Source organism: Kutzneria sp. CA-103260 (assembly GCF_018263855.1).
GTDB lineage: Bacteria > Actinomycetota > Actinomycetes > Mycobacteriales > Pseudonocardiaceae > Kutzneria.
The window spans coordinates 8,531,645-8,556,441 of the sequence record NZ_CP073318.1; the positions used below are offsets into that span (position 1 = coordinate 8,531,645).

Annotated in this window: 28 protein-coding genes and 1 pseudogene; 12 read left to right on the top strand and 17 right to left on the bottom strand. The window is 69.2% G+C overall.

Annotated features, from left to right (window positions below; all coding sequences use genetic code 11):
- Positions 1-58 precede the first annotated feature (58 nt).
- A complete protein-coding gene (locus JJ691_RS37565; RefSeq protein WP_211764262.1) occupies positions 59-481 on the bottom strand; it encodes an organic hydroperoxide resistance protein in 423 nt (140 codons plus the stop codon).
- 52 nt (positions 482-533) lie between these two features.
- Positions 534-1,109 (bottom strand): NADPH-dependent FMN reductase, encoded by a 576-nt coding sequence (locus JJ691_RS37570; RefSeq protein ID WP_211764263.1) that lies wholly within the window; start codon positions 1,107-1,109, stop codon positions 534-536.
- 80 nt (positions 1,110-1,189) lie between these two features.
- Between JJ691_RS37570 and JJ691_RS37575 the strand changes: the two genes are divergently transcribed.
- A complete protein-coding gene (locus JJ691_RS37575) occupies positions 1,190-2,311 on the top strand; it encodes an alpha/beta hydrolase (RefSeq protein ID WP_211764264.1) in 1,122 nt (373 codons plus the stop codon).
- Here JJ691_RS37575 and JJ691_RS37580 read toward each other — a convergent pair.
- Positions 2,284-2,712, bottom strand: a complete 429-nt coding sequence (locus JJ691_RS37580) for a Fur family transcriptional regulator (protein ID WP_305875483.1) — start codon at positions 2,710-2,712, stop codon at positions 2,284-2,286. The genes JJ691_RS37575 and JJ691_RS37580 overlap by 28 nt on opposite strands.
- A 112-nt stretch (positions 2,713-2,824) precedes the next feature.
- On the opposite strand from JJ691_RS37580, the gene JJ691_RS37585 reads away from it, so the two are divergent.
- Positions 2,825-4,024 (top strand): MFS transporter, encoded by a 1,200-nt coding sequence (locus JJ691_RS37585; protein WP_211764266.1) that lies wholly within the window; start codon positions 2,825-2,827, stop codon positions 4,022-4,024.
- On the opposite strand, the gene JJ691_RS37590 is transcribed toward JJ691_RS37585, so the two are convergent.
- From JJ691_RS37590 to JJ691_RS37600, 3 genes are read right to left on the bottom strand one after another with little or no spacing between them, the layout of a single operon-like run.
- On the bottom strand, positions 3,994-5,445 hold the full coding sequence (locus JJ691_RS37590; RefSeq protein WP_211764267.1) for a gluconokinase: 1,452 nt from the start codon (positions 5,443-5,445) through the stop codon (positions 3,994-3,996). The genes JJ691_RS37585 and JJ691_RS37590 overlap by 31 nt on opposite strands.
- Positions 5,446-5,452: 7 nt before the next feature.
- Entirely contained in the window at positions 5,453-6,526 is a 1,074-nt protein-coding gene (locus tag JJ691_RS37595; protein WP_211764268.1) for an aspartate-semialdehyde dehydrogenase, read from the bottom strand.
- Positions 6,523-7,788: an aspartate kinase gene (locus JJ691_RS37600; protein WP_211764270.1), complete on the bottom strand. Its 1,266-nt coding sequence runs from the start codon at positions 7,786-7,788 to the stop codon at positions 6,523-6,525. Before JJ691_RS37600 ends, JJ691_RS37595 begins: the two co-directional genes overlap by 4 nt.
- Positions 7,789-7,878: 90 nt before the next feature.
- On the opposite strand from JJ691_RS37600, the gene JJ691_RS37605 reads away from it, so the two are divergent.
- A complete protein-coding gene (locus tag JJ691_RS37605; protein WP_249227272.1) occupies positions 7,879-9,048 on the top strand; it encodes a glycosyltransferase 87 family protein in 1,170 nt (389 codons plus the stop codon).
- A 1-nt stretch (position 9,049) separates the two neighbouring features.
- A complete protein-coding gene (locus tag JJ691_RS37610) occupies positions 9,050-9,610 on the top strand; it encodes a nitroreductase family protein (protein WP_211764271.1) in 561 nt (186 codons plus the stop codon).
- A 93-nt stretch (positions 9,611-9,703) separates the two neighbouring features.
- Here the strand turns inward: JJ691_RS37610 and JJ691_RS37615 are convergent, their stop codons facing one another.
- The 3 genes from JJ691_RS37615 to JJ691_RS37625 form a co-directional block, all read right to left on the bottom strand.
- Positions 9,704-10,015: a YggT family protein gene (locus tag JJ691_RS37615; RefSeq protein WP_211764272.1), complete on the bottom strand. Its 312-nt coding sequence runs from the start codon at positions 10,013-10,015 to the stop codon at positions 9,704-9,706.
- Positions 10,016-10,051: 36 nt separating this feature from the next.
- Positions 10,052-10,348, bottom strand: a complete 297-nt coding sequence (locus tag JJ691_RS37620; protein ID WP_211764273.1) for a hypothetical protein — start codon at positions 10,346-10,348, stop codon at positions 10,052-10,054.
- An 86-nt stretch (positions 10,349-10,434) separates the two neighbouring features.
- On the bottom strand, positions 10,435-10,719 hold the full coding sequence (locus tag JJ691_RS37625; RefSeq protein ID WP_211764274.1) for a hypothetical protein: 285 nt from the start codon (positions 10,717-10,719) through the stop codon (positions 10,435-10,437).
- Between the two features lie 210 nt (positions 10,720-10,929).
- Between JJ691_RS37625 and leuA the strand changes: the two genes are divergently transcribed.
- Complete coding sequence (gene leuA, locus JJ691_RS37630) at positions 10,930-12,699, top strand: 2-isopropylmalate synthase (RefSeq protein WP_211764275.1); 1,770 nt, start codon at positions 10,930-10,932, stop codon at positions 12,697-12,699.
- A gap of 60 nt (positions 12,700-12,759) precedes the next feature.
- Here the strand turns inward: leuA and JJ691_RS37635 are convergent, their stop codons facing one another.
- Positions 12,760-13,404, bottom strand: coding sequence for a DedA family protein (locus JJ691_RS37635; protein WP_211764276.1), 645 nt, complete (start codon positions 13,402-13,404; stop codon positions 12,760-12,762).
- Positions 13,405-13,539: 135 nt separating this feature from the next.
- On the opposite strand from JJ691_RS37635, the gene JJ691_RS37640 reads away from it, so the two are divergent.
- A complete protein-coding gene (locus JJ691_RS37640) occupies positions 13,540-14,151 on the top strand; it encodes a DedA family protein (protein ID WP_211764277.1) in 612 nt (203 codons plus the stop codon).
- Here JJ691_RS37640 and JJ691_RS37645 read toward each other — a convergent pair.
- Positions 14,152-14,781, bottom strand: a pseudogene (locus JJ691_RS37645) (class II aldolase/adducin family protein); the annotation flags it as partial. It lies immediately after the preceding gene.
- The gene (gene map / locus JJ691_RS37650) at positions 14,781-15,548 is read right to left on the bottom strand and encodes a type I methionyl aminopeptidase (RefSeq protein WP_211764278.1); all 768 of its coding nucleotides are present in this window, start codon (positions 15,546-15,548) and stop codon (positions 14,781-14,783) included. The gene map and the pseudogene JJ691_RS37645, both read right to left, overlap by 1 nt.
- A gap of 33 nt (positions 15,549-15,581) precedes the next feature.
- Between map and JJ691_RS37655 the strand changes: the two genes are divergently transcribed.
- A complete protein-coding gene (locus tag JJ691_RS37655; RefSeq protein WP_211771960.1) occupies positions 15,582-15,833 on the top strand; it encodes a helix-turn-helix domain-containing protein in 252 nt (83 codons plus the stop codon).
- Here the strand turns inward: JJ691_RS37655 and JJ691_RS37660 are convergent.
- Positions 15,789-16,625 carry a helix-turn-helix domain-containing protein gene (locus JJ691_RS37660; RefSeq protein WP_211764279.1) on the bottom strand — a complete coding sequence of 279 codons (837 nt, stop codon included), beginning with the start codon at positions 16,623-16,625 and terminating at the stop codon, positions 15,789-15,791. The two genes, JJ691_RS37655 and JJ691_RS37660, sit on opposite strands and share 45 nt — an antisense overlap.
- 134 nt (positions 16,626-16,759) lie before the next feature.
- On the opposite strand from JJ691_RS37660, the gene JJ691_RS53135 reads away from it, so the two are divergent.
- Complete coding sequence (locus tag JJ691_RS53135) at positions 16,760-17,329, top strand: hypothetical protein (RefSeq protein ID WP_211764280.1); 570 nt, start codon at positions 16,760-16,762, stop codon at positions 17,327-17,329.
- Positions 17,317-17,526 carry a hypothetical protein gene (locus JJ691_RS37670; protein ID WP_211764281.1) on the top strand — a complete coding sequence of 70 codons (210 nt, stop codon included), beginning with the start codon at positions 17,317-17,319 and terminating at the stop codon, positions 17,524-17,526. Before JJ691_RS53135 ends, JJ691_RS37670 begins: the two co-directional genes overlap by 13 nt.
- 126 nt (positions 17,527-17,652) lie before the next feature.
- On the opposite strand, the gene JJ691_RS37675 is transcribed toward JJ691_RS37670, so the two are convergent.
- Positions 17,653-18,054: a hypothetical protein gene (locus tag JJ691_RS37675; protein ID WP_211764282.1), complete on the bottom strand. Its 402-nt coding sequence runs from the start codon at positions 18,052-18,054 to the stop codon at positions 17,653-17,655.
- A gap of 19 nt (positions 18,055-18,073) precedes the next feature.
- Positions 18,074-19,255, bottom strand: coding sequence for a WXG100 family type VII secretion target (locus tag JJ691_RS37680; RefSeq protein WP_211764283.1), 1,182 nt, complete (start codon positions 19,253-19,255; stop codon positions 18,074-18,076).
- A 660-nt stretch (positions 19,256-19,915) separates the two neighbouring features.
- Between JJ691_RS37680 and JJ691_RS52680 the strand changes: the two genes are divergently transcribed.
- Entirely contained in the window at positions 19,916-20,230 is a 315-nt protein-coding gene (locus JJ691_RS52680; protein ID WP_249227273.1) for a LysR family transcriptional regulator, read from the top strand.
- Positions 20,231-20,494: 264 nt separating this feature from the next.
- On the opposite strand, the gene JJ691_RS52685 is transcribed toward JJ691_RS52680, so the two are convergent.
- Positions 20,495-20,788, bottom strand: coding sequence for a hypothetical protein (locus tag JJ691_RS52685; protein ID WP_249227274.1), 294 nt, complete (start codon positions 20,786-20,788; stop codon positions 20,495-20,497).
- A gap of 191 nt (positions 20,789-20,979) precedes the next feature.
- Here JJ691_RS52685 and JJ691_RS37690 point away from each other — a divergent pair, with 191 nt between their 5' ends.
- Both JJ691_RS37690 and JJ691_RS37695 read left to right on the top strand, forming a co-directional pair.
- Entirely contained in the window at positions 20,980-21,990 is a 1,011-nt protein-coding gene (locus JJ691_RS37690; RefSeq protein ID WP_211764284.1) for a MerR family transcriptional regulator, read from the top strand.
- 467 nt (positions 21,991-22,457) lie between these two features.
- Complete coding sequence (locus JJ691_RS37695; RefSeq protein ID WP_211764285.1) at positions 22,458-23,138, top strand: DUF6518 family protein; 681 nt, start codon at positions 22,458-22,460, stop codon at positions 23,136-23,138.
- A gap of 359 nt (positions 23,139-23,497) precedes the next feature.
- On the opposite strand, the gene JJ691_RS37700 is transcribed toward JJ691_RS37695, so the two are convergent.
- Complete coding sequence (locus JJ691_RS37700; RefSeq protein ID WP_211764286.1) at positions 23,498-24,748, bottom strand: IS4 family transposase; 1,251 nt, start codon at positions 24,746-24,748, stop codon at positions 23,498-23,500.
- Between the last annotated feature and the right edge of the window lie 49 nt (positions 24,749-24,797).

Genomic DNA, 24,797 nt, shown 5'->3' on the forward strand with positions numbered 1-24,797 from the left:
AACTGCCTCCTCGGGGTCGGATACGAATCGACTACCCGAGGAGGCGTGGGCCGAAAACTCAGACGGTCGCGTTGACCGTCACCTCGATGTTGCCGCGGGTGGCGTTGGAGTACGGGCACACCTGGTGCGCGGCGGCGACCAGCTGGTCAGCGGCGCCCTGCTCGAAGCCGGGCACGTGCGCGGACAGCTCCACGGCCAGGGTGAAGGCCCCGCCGTCCAGCGGCAGCAGGCTCACCTTGGCGGTGATGGACGTCTCCGGCAGCTTGATCTTCTGGGTGCGGGCGACCGCCTGCATCGCGCTGTGGAAGCAGGCCGCGTAGCCGGCGGCGAACAGCTGCTCCGGGTTGGTCTTGTCACCGCCGGGGCCGCCGAGCTCCTTCGGGATCGACAGCACCTCGTCGATCACGCCGTCGGAGGAGCGGACCTCCCCGTTGCGGCCCTCGCCGATCGCGATCGCCTCGGCGGTGTACAGCGCTGCCATCGTCTTCTCCTCAACGTTGAAGTTACTGATGGGTACAACGCCTCGGCGCGGCTCAATGAAGCCGGTGGTGACCGACCTCACCGAGGGCGAACTCCGCGACCTGCCGGCCGACCAGCCGCAACGAGTCGTACGCCCGCTGATCGGAGCAGGTGCCGTCGGCCTCGAAGCGCACTTCCGCAGTGTTCAGCGGCACGCCCAGCGGCGTCGGCCAGCCACGCAAGGAGTGCACGATCGAGCGAAGCGCGGTCAGCGTGCTCACGGCCGCCTGCCAGCCCATGGCGCTGGTCACGCAGCCGACCGCGCGGCCGTCCAGGTACGGGTGCGGATCGCCGCTGAGGTCCTGCACGTAGTCCAGGGCGTTCTTGACCAGCCCGGACAGCGAGCCGTGGTAGCCGGGCGAGACCAGCACCACGCCGTCGGCCTCGCGCAGCAGCTCGATCAGCCGCTGCGCCGCCTCGGGGCGCTCGGGCACGGCCGGGTCGTAGAACGGCAGGATCAGGTCGGTTCCGGTGATGGCGATGGTCTTCGCGCCCGCCTCCTGCGCGCCCGACAACGCCACGTGCAGCGCCCGTTCGGACTGCGAGTCGGCCCGCAGCGAGCCGCCGATCCCCACCACCGTCACCGTCATACGTCCACGGTACGAGCTACAGCGCGGTAGAGGTCAAGTTCTCTCGCCTTGGACCCTACCCGCCGGTAGTGTCCTCAATCATGGCGAGCCTCGCGCAGTCCGTCCCGCTCCACTGGCAGGCCAAGATGTTGCGGGCGCTGTTCGCCCTGCCCACGCCGGTGCGGCGGCTGCTGGCCGGCACGCCGGTCCGACTCGACGGCCAGACTCTGGACGTGGACGCGCAGCTGCTGCTGAAGATGCAGCAGCTGACCGGCACGGAGCTGCACGGCACGAGCGTGGCGGCGGCTCGGGCCTCGATCCGCGGCGGCCGCGAACTCGTCGGCGGTCCGACCATCGAGCCGGTCACGACCAAGGATCTGCTGCTGCCCAACGACATCCCGGCCCGCCTGTACCGTCCGGGCGAGCTGCCGGAGGGCTCCCCGCTGCTGGTCTTCTTCCACGGCGGCGGTTTTGTCATCGGCGACATCGACAGCCACGACCAGCTGTGCCGGTTCCTCGCCCGCAACGCCGGCGTGCGGGTGCTGTCGGTCGGCTACCGGCTCGCCCCGGAGGACCCGTTCCCGGCGGCGGTCGACGACTGCCTGACCGCGTTCAAGTGGGCCGCGGCCGAGGCCACCGCACTCGGCGCGGACCCGAAGCTGATCGCCCTGGGCGGCGACAGCGCGGGCGGCAACCTGGCCGCCGTCACGGCGTTGCAGGTGGCCTCGGGCAACGCCCGCCCGGTGTTCCTGCTGCTGCTCTACCCGACCGTGGACGCCACGACCCGCCGCCGCTCGCGGGACTTGTTCGCCGACGGCTACTTCCTCACCGACGCCGGCATGGACTGGTTCATGGAGCGCTACGTGCCGGACCCGGACGTCCGGCCGGACCCACGGGTGTCGCCGCTGCTGGCCGAAGACCTCAGTGGCCTGCCGCCGACCTACATCGCGACGGCCGGCTTCGACCCGCTGCGCGACGAGGGCGAACTGTTCGCCCGCCGGGTCGCGGAGGCCGGCGTGCCGGTTGTGCTGCGTCGGCACGAGGGCCTGTTCCACGGTTTCGCGAGCATGACCGGGCTGGGGCGCGGCTTCAAGGAGGCAACCCTGGAGGCGGCCAGCGCGCTGCGGACCGGGCTGGCCATCGGCCGCAACGGCCGGCCGCGGCGCAAGGCGGTCAACGCCGAGGAGCTGAACGGCTACCCGGTCGGCGAGTGGCTGGCCTGAGCCAGCTGGCAGTCCGGGCAGTAGCCCCAGAACACCACCTCGGCCTCGGCGATCGCGAAGCCCTTCGAGTCGGACGGCTCCAGGCACGGAGCCGGGCCGACCACGCAGTCCACGTCCTCGGTGCGGCCGCAGCCGCGGCACACCATGTGGTGATGGTTGTCACCGGTGCGCGTCTCGAACCGGGCCGGCGAGCCGGCGGGCTCGATCTTACGCACCAGGTCGGCGCGCACGCAGGCGTTGAGCACGTCGTACACGGCCTGCGTGGACACCGAGCCGATCTGGTCCCGCACGCCGGTGCTCACCTGGTCGGCGGTGGTGTGCGGGTGGCCGGCCAGCCATTCCAGGACGGCCAGCCGGGGCGCGGTCACCCGTAACCCCGCGGTGCGCAGCTGGCGCCGCAGGGTCTCCACGCGTGATCCGTCGGTATCCATGTCCAGACCAGCTCACCACGCTTTCTGGAATCAGACAAGAATTCGGTTGCGCCGACGGCTGTGTACCTAGTGAAGTCGGCGTGTGGTCCTGACGTCCTACGGCCGGGTGACGGCCCTCCCCGGAGTGCGCACGCTGTTGCTGGTCACCGGGTTGGCTCGCATCCCGCTGGCCGCCTCCGGCGTGACCATCACCCTGCACGTGGTGCTCGGCCTCGGCCGCGGCTACGGCGAGGCGGGTGTGGTGGCCGCCGCGACCACGATCGGCATGGCGCTGGGCGGCCCGCTGATCGGCCGGCTACTGGACCGCCGCGGCCTGCGGCAGGTGGTGTTGCTCACCACCGTGGCGACCGGCGTGTTCTGGGCGTCCGCGCCGTGGCTGCCGTTCTGGGGCCTGATCCCGTTAGCCCTGGTCGCCGGCGTGCTGGCGCTGCCGGTGATGTCGATCGCCCGGCAGGCCATGGCCGCTGTGCTGCCCACGGACGACAGCTACCGCCGGCCGGCGTTCTCGCTGGACTCGATCCTGACCGAGTTCTCGTACATGGTCGGCCCGGCCGCCGGCGTGTTCATCACCACGGCGGTGTCCTCGACGGCGGCGATGCTCATCGTCGGCTTGGCGATCGTGGTCATGGGCGGCTGGCTGTACCTGTTCGACCCGCCGGTGAAGTCCGGCGCGGCCGAGCATCACGAGCACGTGCCGGTGCGGTCGTGGCTGCGCGGGCCGATGATCGCGGCGCTGGTCATCGCGGCCGCGATGGTGCTGATCATGGCCGGCTCCGAGGTGGCGATCGTGGCCGTGCTGCGGGAGGTCGGCCAGGTGGACTGGGCCGGGATGGTGATGGCGGTGTGGTGCCTGGCCTCGATCGTCGGCGGCGTCGTGCACGGTGCGGTGTCGCGGCCACTGCCGCTGATCGTGCTGATCAGCCTGATCGGCGTGCTGACCCTGCCGGTCGGCTTCTTCGGCGGCCAGTGGTGGATGCTCTCGCTGGCCCTGGTGCCCAGCGGCCTGCTGTGCGCGCCCACCTTCGCGTCCACTTCGGAGGCGGTCACCCGGCTGGCGCCGGAGTCGGTGCGCGGCACGGTGATGGGCGTCTACCAGTCGGCGTTCACCACCGGCGCGGCGATCGGCGCGCCGCTGATCGGCTACGTGATGGATAACTCCGCGCCAGCGTGGGGTTTCGCCGCCGCCGGCGTGGTCGGCCTGCTGGGCACGGCGGTCGGGGTGGCGCTGGGTGGCCGCAAGCTCAGCGAGCCTCAGCCGTCCAACTCCCTGAGCGCGTCGTAGATCCGTTCCAGCGCCGGGCGGTTGCGGGCCATCCGGCGGCTGGCGAACTCCTCCGGCGCGACCGAGCTGACCGGCGTCACCAGGTCGGCGGCCGCGTCGAGGGCGGGCAGCTCGCCGAGGGCTCGCCAGCCCAGCAGGCCCGCGCCCACCCCGGAGCCCTCGTTACCCTCCACAAAGGACAGTTCGTGGCCGAAAGCCGCTGCTATCACTGACTTCCACAGTGGACCGCGGAAGGCCCCGCCGGTGGCGCGGATCTCGTGCACGCTCGTGCCCGCGTCGCGCACGGCGTCCAGCACCAGGGCCAACTGCTGCGCGACGCCCTCGATCATGGCCCGGGTGATCACGGCCCGGCCGTGTTCCCGGCGCAGCCCGACCAGCACGGCCCGGGGATCGGGATCCCACCAGGGCGCCCGTTCTCCCAGCAGATAAGGCAAAGCGAGCAGGCCGGCGGCGCCCGGCGGCTCCGCCTCGGCCTCGGCCAGCAGCTCCGTGACCGGCACCCCGAACACCTCGGACGCCCACTGCGCCACCACACCGCCGTTGCTGACCGAGCCGCCGAGCACCCACAGACCGTCGGCGAGGGCGTAGCAGAACACGCGCCCCCGATCGTCGACCCCGGGCCGATCCCGGACCACGCGCAGCGCGCCACTGGTGCCCAGCGACAACGCCGCCATGCCCGGCCGCACCGCGCCGACGCCCAGGTTGGCCAGCGGGCCGTCGCCGCCGCCGGCGATCACCGGCAGGCCGCTGGGCAGCCCGGCGATGCCGGCGGCCAGGGCCAGCGCCTTGGTCGGCTCGACCAGCGTCGGCAGCTGGTCGCGATGCACGCCGGCGATCGCCAGCGCCGGGCCGTGCCAGGTCAGGTTGTGCATGTCGAACATGCCGGTGCCCGACGCGTTGGAATGCTCGGTGACCAGCCGGCCGGTGAACTTGGCCAGCACGTAGTCCTTGAGCCCGGCCCATTTCACCGCCCGCCGGCACAGCTCCGGCTCGTGCTCGGTGAACCAGGCCAGCTTGGCCAGCGGGAACGAGGGATGCACCGGCGCGCCGGTCGCGGCGTGCAGGTCCAGCGCCAGCTCTTCGTCGGCCCGCAAGCGCTTGGCGATGTCCGCGGCCCGGTGATCGGCCCAGCTCAAGGCCGGGGTGATCGGCTCGCCGTCGCCGTCGAGGGCGAGCAGCGTGTGCATCGCCGAGCTGAACGACAGCGCACGAATGTCGCCTTCAGTGCGCTCGACGCACTCAGCCAGTGCCTTCGTGGCGGCCGCGAGCACCGCCTGCGGGTCCTGCACGGCCTCGCCGTGCTCGCCGGTCTGGAGCTCGTAGCCCCGCTCGGCAGTGGCGACCACCCGACCGTCGGGTCGGGTGGCCACCACCTTCGTCGCCGTGGTGCCGAGGTCGACACCCATCACGACCTCGGTCATGTCCGCCTCAGTTGAACTCGGGCGCCAGGGTCTCGGCGATCTCGTAGGTGTTCAGCGCGGCCCCCTTGCGGAGGTTGTCGCCGCAGACGAAGAAGTCCAGCGTGTTCGGGAAGTCCAGCGCCTGCCGCACCCGGCCGACGTAGGTCGGGTCCTCGCCGACCACGTCCGCGGGCGTCGGGAACTTCTTCTGCTCCGGCTCGTCCACCAGCACGATCGTCGGCTGCGCGGCGAACAGCTTGTGCGCCTGCTCCACCGTCACCTCGCGCTCGAAGGTCGCGTGCACGGCCAGCGAGTGCGTGGTGATCACCGGGACCCGCACGCAGGTGGCCGAGACCTTCAGGTCCGGGATGCCGAGGATCTTGCGGGACTCGTTGCGGACCTTGAGCTCCTCGGAGGTCCAGCCGTCGCCCTTGTAGGAACCGGCCCAGGGCACCACGTTCAGCGCCAGCGGCGCCGGGAACGGGGAGTCCTCGAAGCCGAGGCCCGCGGCCAGCAACGCCTCGCGCACGTCGCCCGCCTTGGCGCCGAGCTTCTTGCCGGCGACCACCGCCAGCTCCTCGTACAGGCGGTCGATGCCAGGCGCGCCCGCGCCGGAAACCGCCTGGTACGAGGCGACAACGAGCTCCTTGAGGCCGAACTCGCGGTGCAGCGCGCCCAGCGCGGCCATCATCGACAGCGTCGTGCAGTTGGGGTTGGCGATGATGCCGCGCGGCCGCTCGGCGGCCTGGTGCGCGTTCACCTCCGGCACCACCAGCGGCACGTCGTCGTCCATGCGGAACGCGCCGGAGTTGTCCACCGCGATGGCGCCGCGCTCGGCGGCGATCGGGGCCCACTGCGCCGAGACCTCGTCCGGCACGTCGAACATCGCGATGTCCACGCCGTCGAACACCTCGGGCGCGAGCGCCTGCACGGTGATCTCCTCGCCGCGCACGGTCAGCTTGCGGCCGGCCGAGCGGGCCGAGGCGATCAGCCGGATCTCGCTCCACGGCACCGTCTCACGGGCGTTGATGATCTCGATCATCACGCCGCCGACCGCGCCGGTCGCTCCGACCAGCGCTAGGACAGGTCCGTTGGTGCTCATCGGCCGCTCCCCGCGTAGACGACGGCCTCTTCCTCGCCGCCGAGTTCGAAGGCATCGTGCAGGGCGCGGACCGCGTCATCCAACTGGGTATCGCGGCAGATGACCGAGATCCGGATCTCCGAGGTGGAGATGATCTCGATGTTCACGCCGGCCGTGGACAGCGCCTCGCAAAAGGTGGCGGTGACGCCGGGGTGCGAGCGCATGCCCGCGCCGATCAGCGAGACCTTGCCCACGTGGTCGTCGTAGAGCACCTGCGCGTGGCCGATCTCCGGCTTGGCCTTCTCCAGCGCGGCCACCGCCTTCGGGCCGTCGGCCTTGGGCAGCGTGAAGGTGATGTCGGTGCGGCCGGTCGCGACCTGGGAGACGTTCTGCACGACCATGTCGATGTCGACCTCGGAGTCGGCGACCACGCGGAAGATGCGGGCCGCGATGCCCGGGTGGTCGGGCACCGCCGTCACGGTGACCTTGGCCTCCGACCGGTCGTGCGCGACGCCGGTGATGATCGCCTGCTCCACGGGAAGGTCCTCCATCGACCCGGTCACCAGCGTGCCCGGCTTGTTGTTGAACGAGGAACGCACACGCAGCGGCACGCCGTAGCGGCGGGCGTACTCGACCGAGCGCAGGTGCAGCACCTTCGCGCCGGCCGCCGCCATCTCCAGCATCTCCTCGTAGGTGATCTGGGGCAGGTGCTTGGCGTTGCGCACGATGCGCGGGTCGGCGCTGAACACGCCGTCCACGTCGGTGTAGATCTCGCAGACGTCGGCCTTGAGCGCCGCGGCCAGCGCGACCGCGGTGGTGTCGGTGCCGCCGCGACCGATCGTGGTGATCTCCTTGGTGTCCTGGCTGACGCCCTGGAAGCCGGCCACGATCGCGATCGCGCCGTCGGACAGCGCGTCCTGGATCCGGCCCGGCGACACGTCGATGATGCGGGCGTTGCCGTGCACCGCGGTGGTGATCACGCCGGCCTGCGAGCCGGTGTATGAGCGAGCCTCGAATCCCAAGGCGTGGATGGCCATCGCCACCAGCGACATGGAGATCCGCTCGCCGGCGGAGACCAGCATGTCCAGTTCCCGGGCCGGCGGCACCGGGGCCACCTGGGAGGCCAGGTCGAGCAGCTCGTCGGTGGAGTCACCCATCGCCGACACCGCCACGACCACGTCGTTGCCGGCCTTGCGGGTGGCGGCGATGCGTTCCGCGACGCGTTTGATCCGCTCGGCACTCTCCAGTGAGGAACCGCCGTACTTCTGCACGACCAGTGCCACTGATCGAACCTCCTCGCAGACCGGGCCAGCGCGTGTCCGGACGCAGCGTACCCTCGGTGCGGCGAGCACCAGGCCAGACGAAGGGATCCGGTGTCAGCCATCACGACGGCCCGGCCCGAGGCCAGTCCCGCCCTGTCGCGGCAGGTCACGTACCTGACCGCGCCCGCCCTGGTGTTCCTCGGAGTGCGTGCGCTCGGTCTGGTCGTGCTGGCCTGGATGGCCGCGCGCAACGGCCGGTCGATCACCACCGCTCTCACATCCTGGGACGGACACTGGTTCCTGGGCCTGGCCCAGGGCGGCTACAGCGGCACCGGCACCGACCTCGTCGACGCCCACTTCCAGCACGACCAGAGCAACCTGCTGGCGTTCTTCCCCGGCTATCCCGCGCTCACCAGCCTCATCGCCCACCTGCCCGGGGCCACGCTGGTCGACGCCGCTTTCGCCGTCACCGTGCTGTCCGGGCTGGCCTGCTCCTACGGCCTGGTCCGGCTCGGCACGCTGCTGCCCGGCGGCTCCCGGCGGCTCGGACTGGTGCTGGCCGCGCTGTTCGCCGCCTCGCCGATGGCCGTCGTGCTGTCCATGACCTACTCCGAGGCGCTGTTCTGCGCCTTCGCCGCCTGGTCGCTGGTGTTCGTGCTGGAACGCCGCTGGCTGTGGGCCGGCCTCTGCTGCGCGCTGGCCGGGCTGGTCCGGCCCACCGCCGCCGCCGTGATCGCCGCCGTCGGACTCGCCGCCGTGATTGCCATCACTCGGCGGGAGGACGGCTGGCGGCCCTGGGTCGGCGCCCTGCTCGCCCCCGTGGGCCTCGTCGGCTACCTGGCCTGGGTCGGCGTTCGCACCGGCCGCTGGGACGGCTGGTTCGACGTGCAGCAGCGGGGCTGGGGTTCGCAGTTCGACGGCGGGGCCGCCACCTTCAAGTTCGCCCTCGACGCCCTGGCCTCCGGCCGCTCCGTGCTCGAAGTCCTCACGGTCGGCCTCTGCGTCGCCGCCGCCGTTCTTGTTGTCCTGAGCATCCGCCAGCGCGTGCCGTGGCCGCTGATCGCCTACGGCATCGCCGTGCTGATCATGGACCTCGGCTCCAACGGCCTGATGAACTCCAAGGCCCGGCTCATGCTGCCCGCGTTCGTGCTGCTCATTCCGCTGGCCATGGCCCTGGTCAAACGGCGTCCGAGCACCGTGTGGATCACCCTGGGCTCCGTGGCCGTGATGAGCGCGTGGTTCGGGGCGTACTCCATCACGGCGTGGCCCTACGCTATTTGAGGTGCATCCCCTCATCAGCGAGCGGTGGAGCCCCCGGGCCCTCGACCCCGCCGCCAAGATCACCGACGCGCAGCTCGAGTCCCTGTTCGAGGCCGCCCGCTGGGCTGCTTCCTCCGGCAACACCCAGCCCGCCCGCTGGCTCGTCGGCCGCCGCGGCGACGCCTCGTTCCAGCAGATCTTCGACGCCCTGCGCCCCGGCAACCAGTCCTGGGCCGGCGCCGCCTCCGCCCTGCTCGTCGGCTGCGTAGTCACCGAGGACGAGACCGGCCGCACCCTGCCCATGCCCGACTACGCCCTGGGCCTGTCCGCCCAGAACCTCGTGCTCCAGGCCGTCGCCGAGGGCCTCGTCGCCCACCAGATGGGCGGCTTCTCCCGCGAGGCCGTCGCCACGTCCTTCGGGCTGCCCGCGACCGCCCAGGCCGTGGTGGCCATCGCCGTCGGCACCCTGGGCGCTCCGTCTCTGCTGCCCGAGGACCTGGCCGCCCGCGAGACCGCTCCCCGCGTCCGCAAACCGTTGTCGGAATTGGTGTTCACCGAGAACTGGGGCTCGGCCGCCTTCTGAACAGCCCCCACCACTCCCAGGGGGGCGACCCCAAGCCCAGTCTACCGGCGAAGACGTCTTGTTGATCTTGCGAACGGCCCGCCTGTGGACAACTCAGCCGAGGCGGCGGACCAGTCGCACCACGATGCTGGTGAGGATGAGCCAGAAGATCGCGGCGATGCCGTAGTCGGCCAGCACGCGGAGCTTGGCGTCGGCGGGCGTGAACAGGTCCCGGAAGGCGAGCGCGAGCGGGTCGGCCCAGGACCGGACGAACTCGGTGATCGGGTTGTCCGGGTTCGCGCCGAACACCGTCAGCAGCACGTGCGCGACGAGGATCACGGCGATGATCGTGCCGATCCAGCGCAGGACGGCGGCGACGACGCCGACCACCCTGCTCCGTGCGTGCGTCTCGGTCTGTTCCGCCATACGGGGCAGTCTGCCACGCCCGCCGAGCGCCGTCGATCAGCCGGCGTGGTAGAGCACTCGGGCGATCAGACCAGTCACGACCAGCCAGAACACCGCGGCCAGGCCGAAGTTCAAGATCACGTTCAGGGCTTCGCTGCCGGTGGCGAACAGATTGCCGAACCACAGCGCCAGCGCGCTCGACCACTGCGAGACCCACACCACCAGGGGGTTGTCCGGGTTGGCTCCGAGCAGGGCGAACAGGATGTGCGCGACCAGGATGACCGCCATGATCGTGCCAATGACGCGGACGACCGTCCCGGCCGTCGCCCGGCCGCCGCGAACGTAGGTAGCCATGACCGACCTCACCTCGCTCGATAGGTCTGCCACCCGATCGGGTGGCGTCGAGCGGTGAATACCCACGCCGGGTGATCGCTACACGGTCACTTCAGCACCCGGGCCAGGACGCGGGTCACCAGCAGCCAGAACGCCGCCGCGAGCGCGTACGTGATGATCACACTGGCCGGCGCGCCCGCCGGCTTGATGATGTTGCCCCACCACAGGACCAGCAGGTCCGACCAGGTTCTGACCACCGTGAACAGCGGGTTGTCGGCGGTCGAGCCGCTCAACACCAGCAGCATGCGGATGATCATGACCAGGGCGGTGAGCACGCCGAACAGGTTGATCACGGTGGACAGCACGCCCGTTTTCTTGCGCCCTGACGCCATGTGTCCACCTAACCACAGCCCGGACCCACCCGATCGTGCCCAGCATGTGGGTACCGGGTTTCACGATCCGGCGATAGCGGTTACGCTCCGCCCGTGCGTTTCGCCCTCCTGCTTCGCTGCCGTGGCGGGGTCTGATCCAGACCGGCCCCCCGTCGCGGAGTTCAGCGCTGCCGCCGGTCGAGTCATCCCGGTCAGCAGGAGCAGCTATCCATGAGCGAGTCCAGCAAGATCCGCACCCCGTCCCGCCCCGCCCCGGCCGACCAGCCGGCGTGGAACCCGCAGCGCGGCAGCTCGATGCCGGTGCACCGCTACCGGCCCTTCCACGAGCTGGTCGAAGAGGTCTCCGTACCCGATCGCACCTGGCCCGGCAAACGCATCACGAAGGCGCCGCTGTGGTGCGCGGTCGACCTGCGTGACGGCAACCAGGCGCTGATCGACCCGATGTCGCCGGCGCGCAAGCGCAAGATGTTCGACCTGCTGGTCCGGATGGGCTTCAAGGAGATCGAGGTCGGCTTCCCGGCGGCCAGCCAGACCGACTTCGACTTCGTGCGCGAGATCATCACCGACGGCGCGATCCCGGACGACGTGACCATCCAGGTGCTGTCGCAGTGCCGGCCCGAGCTGCTGGAGCGCACCTTCGAGGCGCTGCGCGGGGCCCGCAGGGCCATCGTGCACATCTACAACTCCACCTCGATCCTGCAGCGCCGCGTGGTCTTCCGCGAGGAGCGCGAAGGCATCAAGAAGATCGCCACCGCGGCCGCCGAGTACGTGGTGGAGCTGGCCGCCAAGCAGCCCGAGACCGACTTCCGCTTCGAGTACTCGCCCGAGTCCTACACCGGCACCGAGCTCTCGTACGCCGTCGAGGTGTGCAACGCGGTCACCGAGATCCTCGGCGCGACCCCGGAGCGGCCGGTGATCATCAACTTGCCGGCCACCGTCGAGATGGCCACGCCCAACGTCTACGCCGACTCCATCGAGTGGATGAGCCGCCACCTGGAGCGCCGCGACTCGGTGATCCTGTCGCTGCACCCGCACAACGACCGCGGCACCGGTGTGGCCGCCGCCGAGCTGGGCTACCTGGCCGGCGCGGACCGCATCGAGGGCTGCCTGTTCGGCAACGGCGAGCGCACCGGCAACGTCTGCCTGGTCACGCTGGCCATGAACCTGTTCAGCCAGGGCATCGACCCGCAGCTGGACCTGTCCGACATCGACGAGATCCGGCGCACCGTCGAGTACTGCAACCAGCTGCCGGTGCCGGAGCGCCACCCCTACGGCGGCGACCTGGTGTTCACCGCGTTCTCCGGCAGCCACCAGGACGCCATCAACAAGGGCCTGGACGCGCTGAAGTCGGACGCGGACCGGGCCGGCGTGCCGGTCGAGGACTTCCAGTGGGAGGTCCCCTACCTGCCGATCGACCCGAAGGACGTGGGCCGCAGCTACGAGGCCGTGATCCGGGTCAACTCGCAGTCCGGCAAGGGCGGCGTCGCCTACGTGATGAAGACCGAGCACCAGCTCGACCTGCCGCGCCGGCTGCAGATCGAGTTCTCCAAGGTCATCCAGGGCGTCACCGACGAGCAGGGCGGCGAGGTGACCCCGCAGCAGATGTGGGAGGCCTTCGCCGGCGAGTACCTGGACCGGGTCACACCGCTGGAGCTGGTCCGGCACCGGGTGGACGACGACGAGGCCGGCCACTACCGGATCACCGCCCAGGTCCGGGTCGAGGGCGACCAGCACGAGATCACCGGCGTTGGCAACGGCCCGCTCGCCGCGTTCGTGGACGCGCTGAGCACCGTCGGCTACGACGTGCGGGTCATGGACTACGTCGAGCACGCCCTCACCGCCGGTGACGACGCCCGGGCCGCCTCCTACGTGGAGACCGCGGTCGGCGAGACCGTGCTCTGGGGCGTGGCGGTGGACAGCTCCATCGTCGCCGCCTCGCTGCGGGCCGTGGTCTCCGCGGTCAACCGCACCGCCCGCTGATGTCATGAAGGGCCCTTTCCTGACGTTCAACGTCAGGAAAGGGCCCGTCACAGCATCGAGTCAGCTCAACTCGGCGGGCTCGTCCTCGGCCGTCGGAGCCATTGCCTTGCCGGCGCGGTGCTTGATGAACAGCGAGATGGCCACGCCGCCGACCAGCGCGACGGCCAGGCCGATCCAGGCGAAGCCGCTCAGCCAGCGCTCCGCCGCCTCGCCGACGTAGTGGATCAAAGCCACGGTGCCGGTGGCCCACACGATGCCGCCGAGCGCGTTGGCGATGAGGAACTTGTGGTACGGCATCTTGAGCGCGCCGGCCAGCGGGCCGGCGAAGATGCGCAGCAGGGCGATGAAGCGGCCGAAGAACACCGTCCACATGCCCCACTTGTGGAACGCCCGCTCCGCGGTGGCCACGTGACTGGGCCCGAAGTGCTTGGGGAACTTGCGGCCGAGCCACTCGAACAGCGGTTTGCCGCCCTTGCGGCCGATGGAGTAACCAATCGAGTCACCGATGATCGCGCCGGCCGTGGCCGCCACCGCGATGAACTCCCACTGCACCGCCGAGCTCGGGTGCAGGGTCAGCAGCGTGGCGCTGACCAGGGCGATCTCGCCCGGGATGGGGATGCCGAGGCTTTCGATCATCACGATCAGGCCAATGGTGACGTACACCGCTAGCGGTGGGATGGCCGCTATCCACTGGTCGATGTGCAAGGCTCGATCCTCTCCCCAGACTGTCCGTTGCGTCCAGTGTGCCCGAGAAAACAGCGGCTGTCGGGCCGCTGTCGACTTCCTGAGGAGTCCATGTGATCGGGCATCACGCGGGCTCCGAGCATGTTGACTGTGGTCATGAGCGTTCCGGACAGTGTCGCAGCGGCGTTGGGACTGGTGTTCCTCGTCGGCTTCGTGCCGCTGTTGCCGACCGAGCCGGTGCTCATCTCCTGCGGCGTGCTCGCCGCGTCCGGCAAGCTCCCGCTGCAGTGGGTGGTGCTCACCGCCATCGTCTCGTGCGTGCTGGCCGACCTCATGAACTACAGCATCGGCCGGCGGATCGGACAGCCGGCGATCGCGAAGTTCGCCCAGCGCCGCACCCCCGCCGTGGTGCTGGAATGGATCAAGGAACGGTTGGCCCGCAACGCCGAGCCGATCCTGATCGCCGGACGCTGGATGCCCGCCGGCGGCACCATCGGCGCCGTGCTGTGCGGCTCGCTGCGCTTCCCGCTGCGTCGGTTCGCGATGGCGTCGACGATCGGCTGCACGCTCTGGTGTCTGTACGCCACGCTGCTTGGCTACCTCGGCGGCCAGCTCGCCGACGACGACATTCCGCTGGCTCTAGGGGTTTCCCTAGGCATCGCGGCCGTGCTCAGCCTGCCGGCCAGCATGTTCCTGCGGGTCCAGCGGCGCCGTCAGGCCGCTGCCGACCCTGTCGACGACGTCGACCTGGAGGCCATCGTCGGCTGACTGGCCGTAGCCGATGAAGTTCCGGGTGGCCTCGGCGATCTGCTGCTCGGTGAGTAGCTTCGGGGTACGCCCGGCGCCGACGACTTTGAGCGCCACCTCGCAGACCCACTCCAGGTAGCCGGCCCGCTGATAGGCCTGCGTGAGGTCGTCGCCGGTGGTCACGGCCCCGTGGTTGCCGAGCAGGCAGGCCGGCCGGTCCCCGAGCGCGTCGATGAGCGCGACCGCCAGCTCGGGCGAGCCGAATGCGCGATAGGGCGCCACCAGCACCCGGCCGCCGAGCAGCGCGAGGTAGTAGTGCACGGCCGGCACCTCGTCGACGACGACCGACAGCGCGGCGGCCGCGATGGAGTGCGTGTGCACGACCGCTCTGGCGTCGGTTTCGGCGTACACCGCGAGGTGCATCGGCAGCTCGCTGGTCGGCTTCAGCGGCGCCTCGACCGCGGTTCCGTCCAGTTCGTGCACGCCGACCAGCTCCGGCGTCAGGTCGCCGTAGTCCAGGCCGCTCGGTGTGACGGCGACGAGGTCGCCCACGCGGACGCTGACGTTGCCGGCGGTGCCGATGACCAGCCGGTCCTCGACCGCGCGCCGACACGTCTCGACGACTTCCCGTCGGGCGTCCGCGAGCAGCATCACGGGGCCGTCAGCACGATCGGGTCGCCCTCGGTGATGGCGATCGTGTGCTCGAAGTGCGCCGCCCGACTGCCGTCCTCGGTGAGCAGCGTCCAGCCGTCGTGGCCGGTCCAGTAGGTGTCCTCACCGCCGAGCAGGAACATCGGCTCGATGGCGATGACCAGGCCCGGGTGCAGCTTGATGCCCTTGCCCGGCTGGCCCTCGTTGGGCACGTGCGGCAGCTCGTGCATGGCGTGGCCGACGCCGTGGCCGCCGTGGTCGGCAAGGATGCCGTAGCCAGCGCCGCGGGCGATCGGGCCGATCGCGTGGCCGATGTCGCCGAGCGTGTTGCCTGGCCGGCAGACCTCGATCGCCGCGGTCAGCGCCCGTTCGGTCGCTGCCACCAGGGCGACATCCTCCGGCTGCGGCTCGCCGACCAGCACCGTGATCGCCGCGTCGCCGTGCCAGCCGTCGACCTCGGCGCCGAAGTCGATGCTCAGCACGTCGCCGTCGCGCAGCCGGTAGTCGTTGGGGATGCCGTGCACCACCGCATCATTGACGCTCGTGCAGAGCACCGCCGGATAAGGACTCGGCGCGAAGCGCGGGTGGTAGTTCAGGAAGGAAGAGGTGGCGCCCCGCTGCGCCAGCACCTCGGCCGCGACCTTGTCCAGATCCTTGAGGCTGACGCCGATCTCGGCGTGGTCCCGCACGGCCGCGAGCCCCGCGGCCACCACCGAGCCGGCCACCCGCATGGCCCTGATCTCGGCGTTTGTCTTCAGCTCGATCACACCAATAACTTTACCGGTATTACTATGACGTTTGTGGTCCGCCTCCCCCTGACCGAGTCCGAGCGAGCCCGTGGCGAGCGGCTCGGCCGGCTGCTGCGCACCGCCCGGGGCCGGCGCAGCATGGTCGACGTCGCCGCGCACGCCCGGATCTCGGTGGAGACCCTGCGCAAGATCGAGACCGGCCGGGTCCCGACGCCCGCGTTCTTCACCGTCGCCGCCGTCGCCGTGGCCGTCGGGCTGTCACTGGACGAGCTCGTCGATGCGACGGTCGAGCAGCTTCGCTGAGTCCTCCGCCGGCAGCGCCGCCTCGGTCAGCCGGCGAAACGCCAGCCGGTAGGCGTCCACCTCGTCCGGCGCGTCCGCGTACGACACCGCCGTCAGGCCCTCGGTGTAGACCGTGGTGAACGCCGGCACCGCCATCGTGATCATCGTGAACGGCAGGCCGAGCGCCGCGTGCTCGCCATGGTCGATCAGGATCACCTGGAACGTCACGTTCGGCCGCTCGACCAGGCCGCGCAGGTGCTCCAGTTGCATGCGCAGGACCACGCGCCCGCCCACCGGCCGCAGCAGCGCCGGCTCACCGACGACGATCCGCAACTCCGGCGGCGTCGCCGCGGTCAGCGGCCGCTGCGCCTCCACCCGCTCGCGCGTCTCGCGTCCGACGTCTGACGGCGCTGTGCGCAGCGAGGTCCCCAGCAGCGCGTTCGCGTAGTCCACGGTCTGCGTCAGATCCGGCAGCAGCTGGTCCGCGTACGTGCTGATCTCCGACGCCTCGGCCACGTAGGCCCGGAACGCGCTCTCGCTGGCCGTCATCCGGGACGGCCGCTCACGGGCCTTCTCGCCGAAGAACCGGATCTTCTCCGCCTCGCCCGCCGGCACCTGGAAGAGCGCGAGCATGCGCTCCAGCTCGTCCGCCGGAACCTTGATGGCGCCGGCCTCGAGCCGGGCGATCTTGACGCTGCTGTACCAGCTCAGCAGCTTCGTGGCCTGAGTGGGCGACATGCCGGCCTTCTCCCGACAGCTCCGCAGGACCGCACCCAGCAGCTCGCGGTACGCCGCCACCGCGGCAGACCCCATCAGCACACCCCTCCACCAAGACAGTCCGCGGCCACCCATCCTGCCCCGCGCCAAGCCCCCCAACCCCAACCCCACCCGATTGAGGGACACACACTTGGTAGCTTACCAACAACTATGCCCGCTAAATTGACCCCATGCCCATCACCCCCACCCTCCGCACCCGCCTCCAAGCGGCGGCCTGCGACTACACGCACCTGGCCGGCTGGCCGATCGTCCCGGGCTCGGTGTGGACCGGGACCGAATACACCCGCGGCCACACCAACCGCACCGCCGGCGAGTTCGAACCCGTCTTCCCCCGCCCCACCCGCGACGTCCGGCGCGTGCACTCCCTGTGGAAGATCGCGCCCTACTCCGTGCTCGGCGTGGCCGGCCAGGCCTTCGACGTCATCTCTGTGCCCCTGGTGCTCGGCGTCGCCGCCACCCGCACCGCGCCCTTCCGCCGCTCCATCGCCCCCGCGTCCCTGTCCCCCGACCGCATCCGCTTCCTCGTCCGCCCCGGCCTCCCCCTCGCCCCCGACCTCCCCGGCGTCGAACTCTGCACCTCCGGCGAATGCATCCCCCTGCCGCCCAGCCCCGTTCGCGGCGGCGCCCTCACCTGGTGGATCTCTCCCGTCGCCACCGACTGGCTCCCCGGCGACCCCCTCGCCGTCCAGGCCGCCCTCCGCCAAGCCGCCCTCGACCTCCGCCAGCCATGCTCGGGCTGACCCTTGCCGCCTGCGCCCTCCTGCTGGTGGCCGCCGTCCTGCTCCGCCCCCACCTCTTCGGCCCCAAACCACAACACGCCGGCGCCCGCCACGGCGCCGCCCTCACCGTCGCCGACCTCCGCGTCCGCCTCGCCTACGAAGCCGGCCAACGCTCCGTCCAGACCGCCCGCCACCACCTGGTCACCCACCGGCTCTGACCAGTCGATCGTGACCGTGGAACACACGCTTTGTCGGACAGCCATTCGCCCAGCAGGACCTAACAGTCCTCATGCCGTCAACGACCTCCGCCACACGCCCGGCCAATCCAAGGCACAGCTCGAGAACTAATTACCCTCATCGGTCGGCGGCCACAGCTGCGTACGAACCTCACGAAGGTTCTCAACATCTTTACGAGGAACGACACCTACCGCAACCAGTGGCTCTTCAATGGACAAGCCCAACTCCTGAGCCTTGTTGATGTTTCCACCCAAATAATGAAGCGAAAGCTCGTTGCCATAGTCAGTCTGAACCTTGAACGGCTCACCTTTATATTCGCAGTACCATTCGGAATCAAAAAGGTAGTCAAGGTCGACCCTCGGAGTCAACCGAACGTAAAAATTGGGACCTTCAAGCTCAAACCCCAAAATCGGAGGCTCCCCTCCCTGCCAGTACAGCTCGACAACATCGTCATCCATGGTGAGGTTCGCTTCATACTCACGACCACCCATAACTGCGAGGTAAGACACAGAAAAACACACCTTTCAGCTAGACCCAGCGCTTTCCTCTGAACGTGGCCACAAGATGAGTGGTACCGTCTCGGTCAATTCTATGGATTGTCGAACCGGACCTCAACTGCTCACCGCTCGACTCCCACTCCGGAACCAGATAGTCATCAGAGCGAGTCACGCCATTCCCATTGAAGGGCTCACTCCAGAGGCGAGTTCCTTGAATATTATCGACCCCCTCCTGTGTGGTGCCACCAAAGGGGATGTCGTAGTTGTCCTTGTTGACAACGGCCGTCCGAAGTACATACACCGACTCCATGTCAGGAGAGAACGGCGTTCCCGGGTAGTTGAGCGCAAGTCCGTTGTACTTCTCACCAGGAGTGTGCATTTGCTCGGCGTCAACGCTTCGCGCGAAACATCCACCAGATCTACGGTAGTCGAATTTCTTGTCTTCAACCACGCCTTGAAGATACTTGTCGACCACGTGCGGCTGGAGCACCTTTTGAATCGGAGTGCCGTTCTCCAGCGGCATCTGCTCACGAAGGGCCCGCCACTTCATGGCTTCCTCGTGCGTGACGTTCGCGGTGCCACCGGGCTGGTTCATGCGGTGGCGGAGGGAGTCGAACTCCTCTCGCGTCATGTTGTGCTTCTTGAGGAGTTGGGGCAACTGGTCGGTCGCCGAGACGGGGTCACGGAGGTCGCCCTTGCGTCGGGCAGAGCCGCCACCGGGCAGGATGGGGGCCTTGTGGTCCTTGCCGCCGCTTGCGGAGCCGACCTTCTCGGCGCTGCCAGTGCCACCACCAGGGACACGTTTGGGCTTTGCGCCGGAGCCGGTGCCGACCTTGCCTACCGAGGCGCCAGAACGCGCGGAGCCGCCGGGCGGGGAGGTCTTGCTCTTGGTGCCGGAATGGTGCTTGCGGAGGTTCGTGGCGGCAGTGGTGTCGGCTTCCTCGTAGAGGTCGGCGGTTTTACCGAGGCGGTCTCCGGCGGAGCCGGCTACACGGCCGCCTTCCTTGAAGGTCTTGCCAGCGATCTCGGTGGCCCGACCGGCGAACTTGGCGACCACGGCACCGACCCCGGATCGATCCCCGGAGGCATGGGAGACCAGGTTCTGGCCGGTCGTCTCCAGCGTCTCGCCGGTTTGCTGGATGGTGCCGCCGAACTTCTTGAGGTTGCCGCCCGACTTCCGTAGGTGGTCCGGATGGATGTTGGCCTTCTTCACGTCGCCCCCAGGTGACGGTCAGAGCATCTCAAACCCATCGGCAGGGTACGGCAGGCCGAGAAGCGGTTCAGGGTGAACGCACGAACGGGTCAGGACGCAATGCCGTTCAGATAAGCCATGTCTGCTGGTCAAGGTGGTGAGCTACGAGGGTAGTGGTGACCGGTACGCCGCCCAGGCGCGACGACGTCTGGGGTGGAGTCGCCGCCGAAGCCGCAGGGCCGGTTGACTGACCACAGTGGACTGTGCGTGTTGTCCGCCTGGTTCGACCGTGATCTGACGAGATCCCCGGGCCGCACCGGGCGACGAGAGAAACGCAACCGGCGGCGACCCGCCCCACCCAGCCCGGTTGAGCAGCCGCCGCATGCCGTCAGGGATGCCGTCAGGGGGCTGATTGCCGACGGCCTCCGCCAGGGTCCAGCTGATCTTGCTCGCCACCGGAGACAGCACCGGACGCAGCCGCAGTCGCGACTTCATCGATCGATGGTCACGATGGCGCCGCCGTCATCAACACAGCGTCGAACAAGCCACTACCAGCGAAGACTCCACCTCACGGAAGTGCTGCTGTCGTACGTATGAGGGCAGTGCCTCTCCGGCCGAGAGGGATCAGGCGCGTCGGGAGGGCGCGGTGCGTTTGCTGGTGGTCTCGGCGGGCCGGAGCTGGTGACTTACCTCGACCTGCGGCTGGTGCGCTACTTCACTGTCGTCGCCGCGCACCGCCACTTCGGCCGGGCCGCCGCCGAGCTCCGCATCGCACAGCCATCACTCAGCCGGCAAATCCGCAACCTCGAGCAACGCCTTGGCGCCCGACTCATCGACCGCACCCCGCAGGGCAGCCGGCTCACCGAGGCAGGCGAGGTCTTCCTGCCCCGGGCCAACACCATCCTCCGTGCCATCGCCGCGGCCACCCGAGCCACCGCCCAGCCGGATAACCATCGGCTACACCGACGAGATCATCATTCCCCCGGCCATCCGTAGCCTGCGCCAACAGCACGCCGACGCCGACGTCCAGAACCCTGCACCTGGACTGGGACGAACCACGAAGCCCTACTCGACCACCGGATCGACGCGTGGTGACCCGGCTCCCCCTGCGCACCGACGAACTACACGTCTCGATCCTCTACGACGAGCCCCGACTACTCATGATCTCCGTGACCACCGGTTGGCCGGCAAGGAATCGGTCACCCTGGACGACATCGCCGACGAACCCATCCCCCGCCTACGCGCCCCCGCCTGGAACCCCTACTGGCGCATCGACCCACGGCCCGCGGCAGCCCCGCACCCGACGGCCCCCTCGTCGACTCCTACGCCGACAAGGTCGAACTGATCGCCGCCGGTGACGCCGTCGCCATCGTCCCCGCCGCCAGCATCCGCTCCGACCTCACCACCATCCCACTCCATGACGTCGAACCCAGCCACGTCGTGCTGGCTACCCGCGCCACCGACGACAGCCGCCTGGTCGTCGCCTTCCGCAAAATCGCCCATGAATGCCTGCAGACGGACCGCGAAACGGGCAACACTGCTGCCGCCGGCCACCGGACGCAGAACGCCATCGGACGCAGAACGACTGTATACAAGAGCCATACGCCGATCTCGACATGCTCTTGAGACGACGTGGCTCGCGAGCGTGTCACGGTGCTCAGACCGAGGGGAGGGCTTCGGTCGTGGCGACCGGGAGCGCGGCGACGCTTGAGTCTCAACCTGCTTGAGGCTGCATAGTGGCCGCTGTGGACGACACTGAGCTGTACGCCATCGGTGACGTAGCCCGGCGCACGGGCCTGAGTGTCAGCGCTGTCCGGTTCTACGCCGACGCCGACATCATCGCGCCCACCTGCCACAGCGACTCTGGATACCGGCTCTACGACGTCCACGCGATCGCCCGTCTGGAACTGGTTCGTACCCTCCGGGAGCTCGACGCGAGCCTGGACGACATCCGTCGGCTCCTGGCCGAGGAGACGACACTTCACGAACTTGCGGCGACGCACCTCGAACTCGTCGAAGGGCAACTGCGCCGTCTCCACGCCCGGCGAGCCGTCCTGCGCGCCGTCGTGAGAAAACAGAGCCCGAACGGACAGGTGAACCTCATGCACAAGCTCGTCTCCATGTCCGACGACGACCGCAACCGGCTCGTCGAGGAGTTCTGGCACGAAGTCACGGCCGATGTCGACGGGCACTCGGCCGCTGTTCGGAAACTGCGGGAAAGGAAACCCGAACTGCCAGACGAGCCGACCAGCGAACAGCTCGAAGCCTGGATCGAGCTCGCTGACCTTCTGCGCAGTTCCGACTTCCGCGCCGAGATGCGGCAGATCCTGCGCAACGCTTCCGCTGTCACAGCCCAGCGCCAAGCGGTCGGTCCGGACTGGCACCAACGTGCAGATGCGCTGACGACGCTCTTCCAAGAAGCCCAGGAGGCGCAGCGAACGGGTATGTCGGTTGACTCGGCCCAGGCGCGCAACCTTGCCGAGCGCTTCGTTGCGTGGGGGTTCGACTCCGCTGGGGAGGCAGGTGTTTCCGCGCACCTGCGCCGTGCTGTGGCAGCCACCGACATGCCGGATCCGGCCGCTCGACATGAGGGGCAAGCCGGCCCTGGATTCCGCGTTGGCCTCCTGCTCGGCCGGTACTTGTCCTTGGTGGCCAGGGTTAACGGAACCACCCCGAGCGAGCAGGAGCACACCCGCGCGGACAGTCGTGCTGCCTGGGCATGGCTCGCCGCGGCCATCGAAGCCCGTACGGCCTGACGTCGACTGATCGCCGGACGAGGCCGCGGTGGGCCGGTTTCAGGTCCGCTCCGACATCGCGATCCGCCGGCACCAGACCCTGGTGCACTGCGCGTTCGCGTTCTGTTGGAACACCGTCTGGGCCGGCCGTCCGCCGGCAGTTCAGGCGCCGGAGCAGACGGACGCCGTCGTCTCCGGAGAGAGGGGGACCCAGCGGCAGCGCGCCGTTGCCGTTGCCGAACTGGCCCACGATAGTGCGCACGGTCCGGGGCTGGCTGCCCCCTGGATCATGCTGCGACGCTGCTGGCGGGCCTGGTCGCCGCGACCACCGCTTGAGCTGCAAGCCCTACTTGACGCGGTCGCGCATGGACAACCCCTGAACCTGTACCTCCCGACTTAACAAACCACTGATAGTTCGAGTCCGGCTGTGTAACGCCCGGTAGATTCGAAGCGGACACCATCGACATCAACATCGAAAGGGGCCATGTATGGCGCGGCCGGATGACCAGCGTAACCATCCCACGGGGACGTTGGGTGCGGAGGGCCAGGACCCGCACGACCACGCCGGCTGGCGACGTTTCGTGATGCGTGCCGGTGTGGTTGTCGTGGGAAGTCTCGTTCTTGGTGGTCTCACGTTCTTCGCTCAGGGAGTCCTCCCTGAGGTGTTGTCCTCAGTGGCCAATTCGGCCAGTGGGTGGACCTTGTTGGCAGTGCTCCTGATCTTTTGGGCGCGGCTGAGCCCTGCGGCGTCGGCCGTTCTCGGTGCGGCCAGCTTTCTGCTGCTCGTACTCGGCTACACCCTAGTGGCCAAACTGCAAGGTCTGTTCTACAGCCCAATCCAGTTCGGTCTGGTGGGCATCGTTGCCGGTCCCTTCGTCGGCGTCGCCACCGCCTGGCTGCGTTCCCGATCGCAGATACGGACCGCCTTCGGTGCCGCATTGCTGTCCGGTATCGGTGTCGGGGAGGGGATCTACGGCTTGGTCGAACTTGCCGCAAGCACGAGCCCGGTCTACTGGGTTGTGATCATCGTGGTCGGGCTCGCCTTGCTGTCTGGGATTGCCGTGAGGCGACTGCGCAGTCGTGGTGCCATTGCCGTGGCGGTGACCGGTACGGCTGTTGTGGCTGCTGCTTTCAATCTCGCGTATGTTGTCCTGGGTAGGATCATCTGAATGAGCTCATGCAGTCCGGGGCCCAGGCGTCTTATCGGTGCGTGACCGGCTGAAATCGCCTGGGCGGGATCGCGACACGCTCGGGTTCTGCGACGTCCACGATAGGTGGTGACGGATGCCGGTAACTCGGCTGGGGAGTCTGGTCCCTGGAACAATGCCGTTAAGTTTGGGTGTTTGGGCAGGCCAGCAGAGGCGTAGCCGGGCCGGGATGGCGGATGTTCTCGTCGGTGAGGCGTTTGACCCGGTAGGAGTTGTGCCGGGCGCGTTTGACGGCGCGGGGGCAGGCACGCTCGCGGCGCGGTGGGTTGGAGTGCCGGCGGATCTCCTCGATCGCGTCGATGTGAGCGTCGTTCAGGTACTCAGGGGGTAATGGCCGCCTGGTCGGTGACCTGGCGGCGGACCACGCGAAGACCCTTGATGAACGACATGCGATCGGGGTCGTAGCCGGCGGGGTCGGCGGCGTCCAGCAGCAGACCGCGGATGGCGTAGTGGGCCAGCAGCAGGCCCCACATCTGTTGTTCGACCAGGTCAGGAGTCTTGGAACGCAGGACCTCACCGCGACCGCGCAGATCGGTCTTGAGCTCGTCCAGCGCGGATTCGGCTTCCCAGCGCTGGTGGTAGGCCTCGGCCAACTCCAGCGCCGGCAGCTCATGCGGGTCCAGCACGGTGGTGATCACGACGATGAGCTCACCGTCGGGGTTGCGGTCCGGGACGGTGTACTCGACCACGCGCACCAGCCGTGCCAGGTCAGCCTGGATGTCCTGGCCGGCGTGGGCCTGTGCGACCAGCCGGGCACGCCGCTCGGCGCCGAGCCCGGACCGGTAGATCAGGGCCAGGTAGGAGCCATCAGGCAGCCACCGCACAAGCCCCACCGACACCGAGGCGCCGATCCGCCAGGCCAGGTCGGCGCCGGTGGCGGCGAACCGGCCGAACAACTCGTAGGAGTACAGGCCGGCATCGGCCAGCACCAACATCTCGGGGCCAACCCAGGCGGCCAGGTCGGCGGCCAGGGTACGTTCCCCGGTCCGGACCGAGCCCAGCACCGCGCCGACGATGGCGTGACTGCCGCATTCGGCCAACGCCGCGACGTGCAGCTTCGGATAAGCCGACGCCTTTGGTCCCGAACCGGTCCTGCCGAAGCGCTCGGCGTTGTCGGGGGTGTCGGCCACGTCGAAGCTGGTCGCGTCGATCGCCATCACCCTGCGCCTGGCCAGCCAGGCGCCCTTGGTGGCGGAGGTGGCCAACGGCACGCACGCCCGCTCGAACAGCGCCTTCACCGGGTGCGGTCCCAGTCGCTGGCGGGCCTGGGTGATCGCCGACTTGGTGGGCACCTGCCAGTCATCGACCCAGGAGCCGAGCTTGCGCAGGTTGCCGACCAACCGGCGCATCACCTCGTCGTAGGACTCGGCGAAGAACAAGCCCATCGCGATCACATAGCGGATCATCACGTGCGCGGGCAGCCGCCGGCTGCGTCTCTCCCGCCGCCCGGTGCGGTTGAGGACCTCTTCGATCAGGTCACGATCGAACCGGGCGGACAACACACCCAGTCCAATGTGGTCAGTCAACCGGCCCTGCGGCCTCGGTGGCGACTCCACCCCAGACGACGTCACGCCTGGGCAACGTACCGGTCATCCCTCGCCCCGTCAGTTCACCACACCG

Excerpts from the sequence above, each read along its gene's own strand:
- JJ691_RS37565 (WP_211764262.1), bottom strand. The coding sequence starts at position 481 with ATGGCAGCGCTGTACACCGCCGAGGCGATCGCGATCGGCGAGGGCCGC.
- JJ691_RS37570 (WP_211764263.1), bottom strand. The coding sequence starts at position 1,109 with ATGACGGTGACGGTGGTGGGGATCGGCGGCTCGCTGCGGGCCGACTCG.
- JJ691_RS37575 (WP_211764264.1), top strand. The coding sequence starts at position 1,190 with ATGGCGAGCCTCGCGCAGTCCGTCCCGCTCCACTGGCAGGCCAAGATG.
- JJ691_RS37590 (WP_211764267.1), bottom strand. The coding sequence starts at position 5,445 with ATGACCGAGGTCGTGATGGGTGTCGACCTCGGCACCACGGCGACGAAG.
- JJ691_RS37595 (WP_211764268.1), bottom strand. The coding sequence starts at position 6,526 with ATGAGCACCAACGGACCTGTCCTAGCGCTGGTCGGAGCGACCGGCGCG.
- JJ691_RS37615 (WP_211764272.1), bottom strand. The coding sequence starts at position 10,015 with ATGGCGGAACAGACCGAGACGCACGCACGGAGCAGGGTGGTCGGCGTC.
- JJ691_RS37620 (WP_211764273.1), bottom strand. The coding sequence starts at position 10,348 with ATGGCTACCTACGTTCGCGGCGGCCGGGCGACGGCCGGGACGGTCGTC.
- JJ691_RS37625 (WP_211764274.1), bottom strand. The coding sequence starts at position 10,719 with ATGGCGTCAGGGCGCAAGAAAACGGGCGTGCTGTCCACCGTGATCAAC.
- leuA (WP_211764275.1), top strand. The coding sequence starts at position 10,930 with ATGAGCGAGTCCAGCAAGATCCGCACCCCGTCCCGCCCCGCCCCGGCC.
- JJ691_RS37640 (WP_211764277.1), top strand. The coding sequence starts at position 13,540 with ATGAGCGTTCCGGACAGTGTCGCAGCGGCGTTGGGACTGGTGTTCCTC.
- JJ691_RS37660 (WP_211764279.1), bottom strand. The coding sequence starts at position 16,625 with ATGGGGTCTGCCGCGGTGGCGGCGTACCGCGAGCTGCTGGGTGCGGTC.
- JJ691_RS53135 (WP_211764280.1), top strand. The coding sequence starts at position 16,760 with ATGCCCATCACCCCCACCCTCCGCACCCGCCTCCAAGCGGCGGCCTGC.
- JJ691_RS37670 (WP_211764281.1), top strand. The coding sequence starts at position 17,317 with ATGCTCGGGCTGACCCTTGCCGCCTGCGCCCTCCTGCTGGTGGCCGCC.
- JJ691_RS37695 (WP_211764285.1), top strand. The coding sequence starts at position 22,458 with ATGGCGCGGCCGGATGACCAGCGTAACCATCCCACGGGGACGTTGGGT.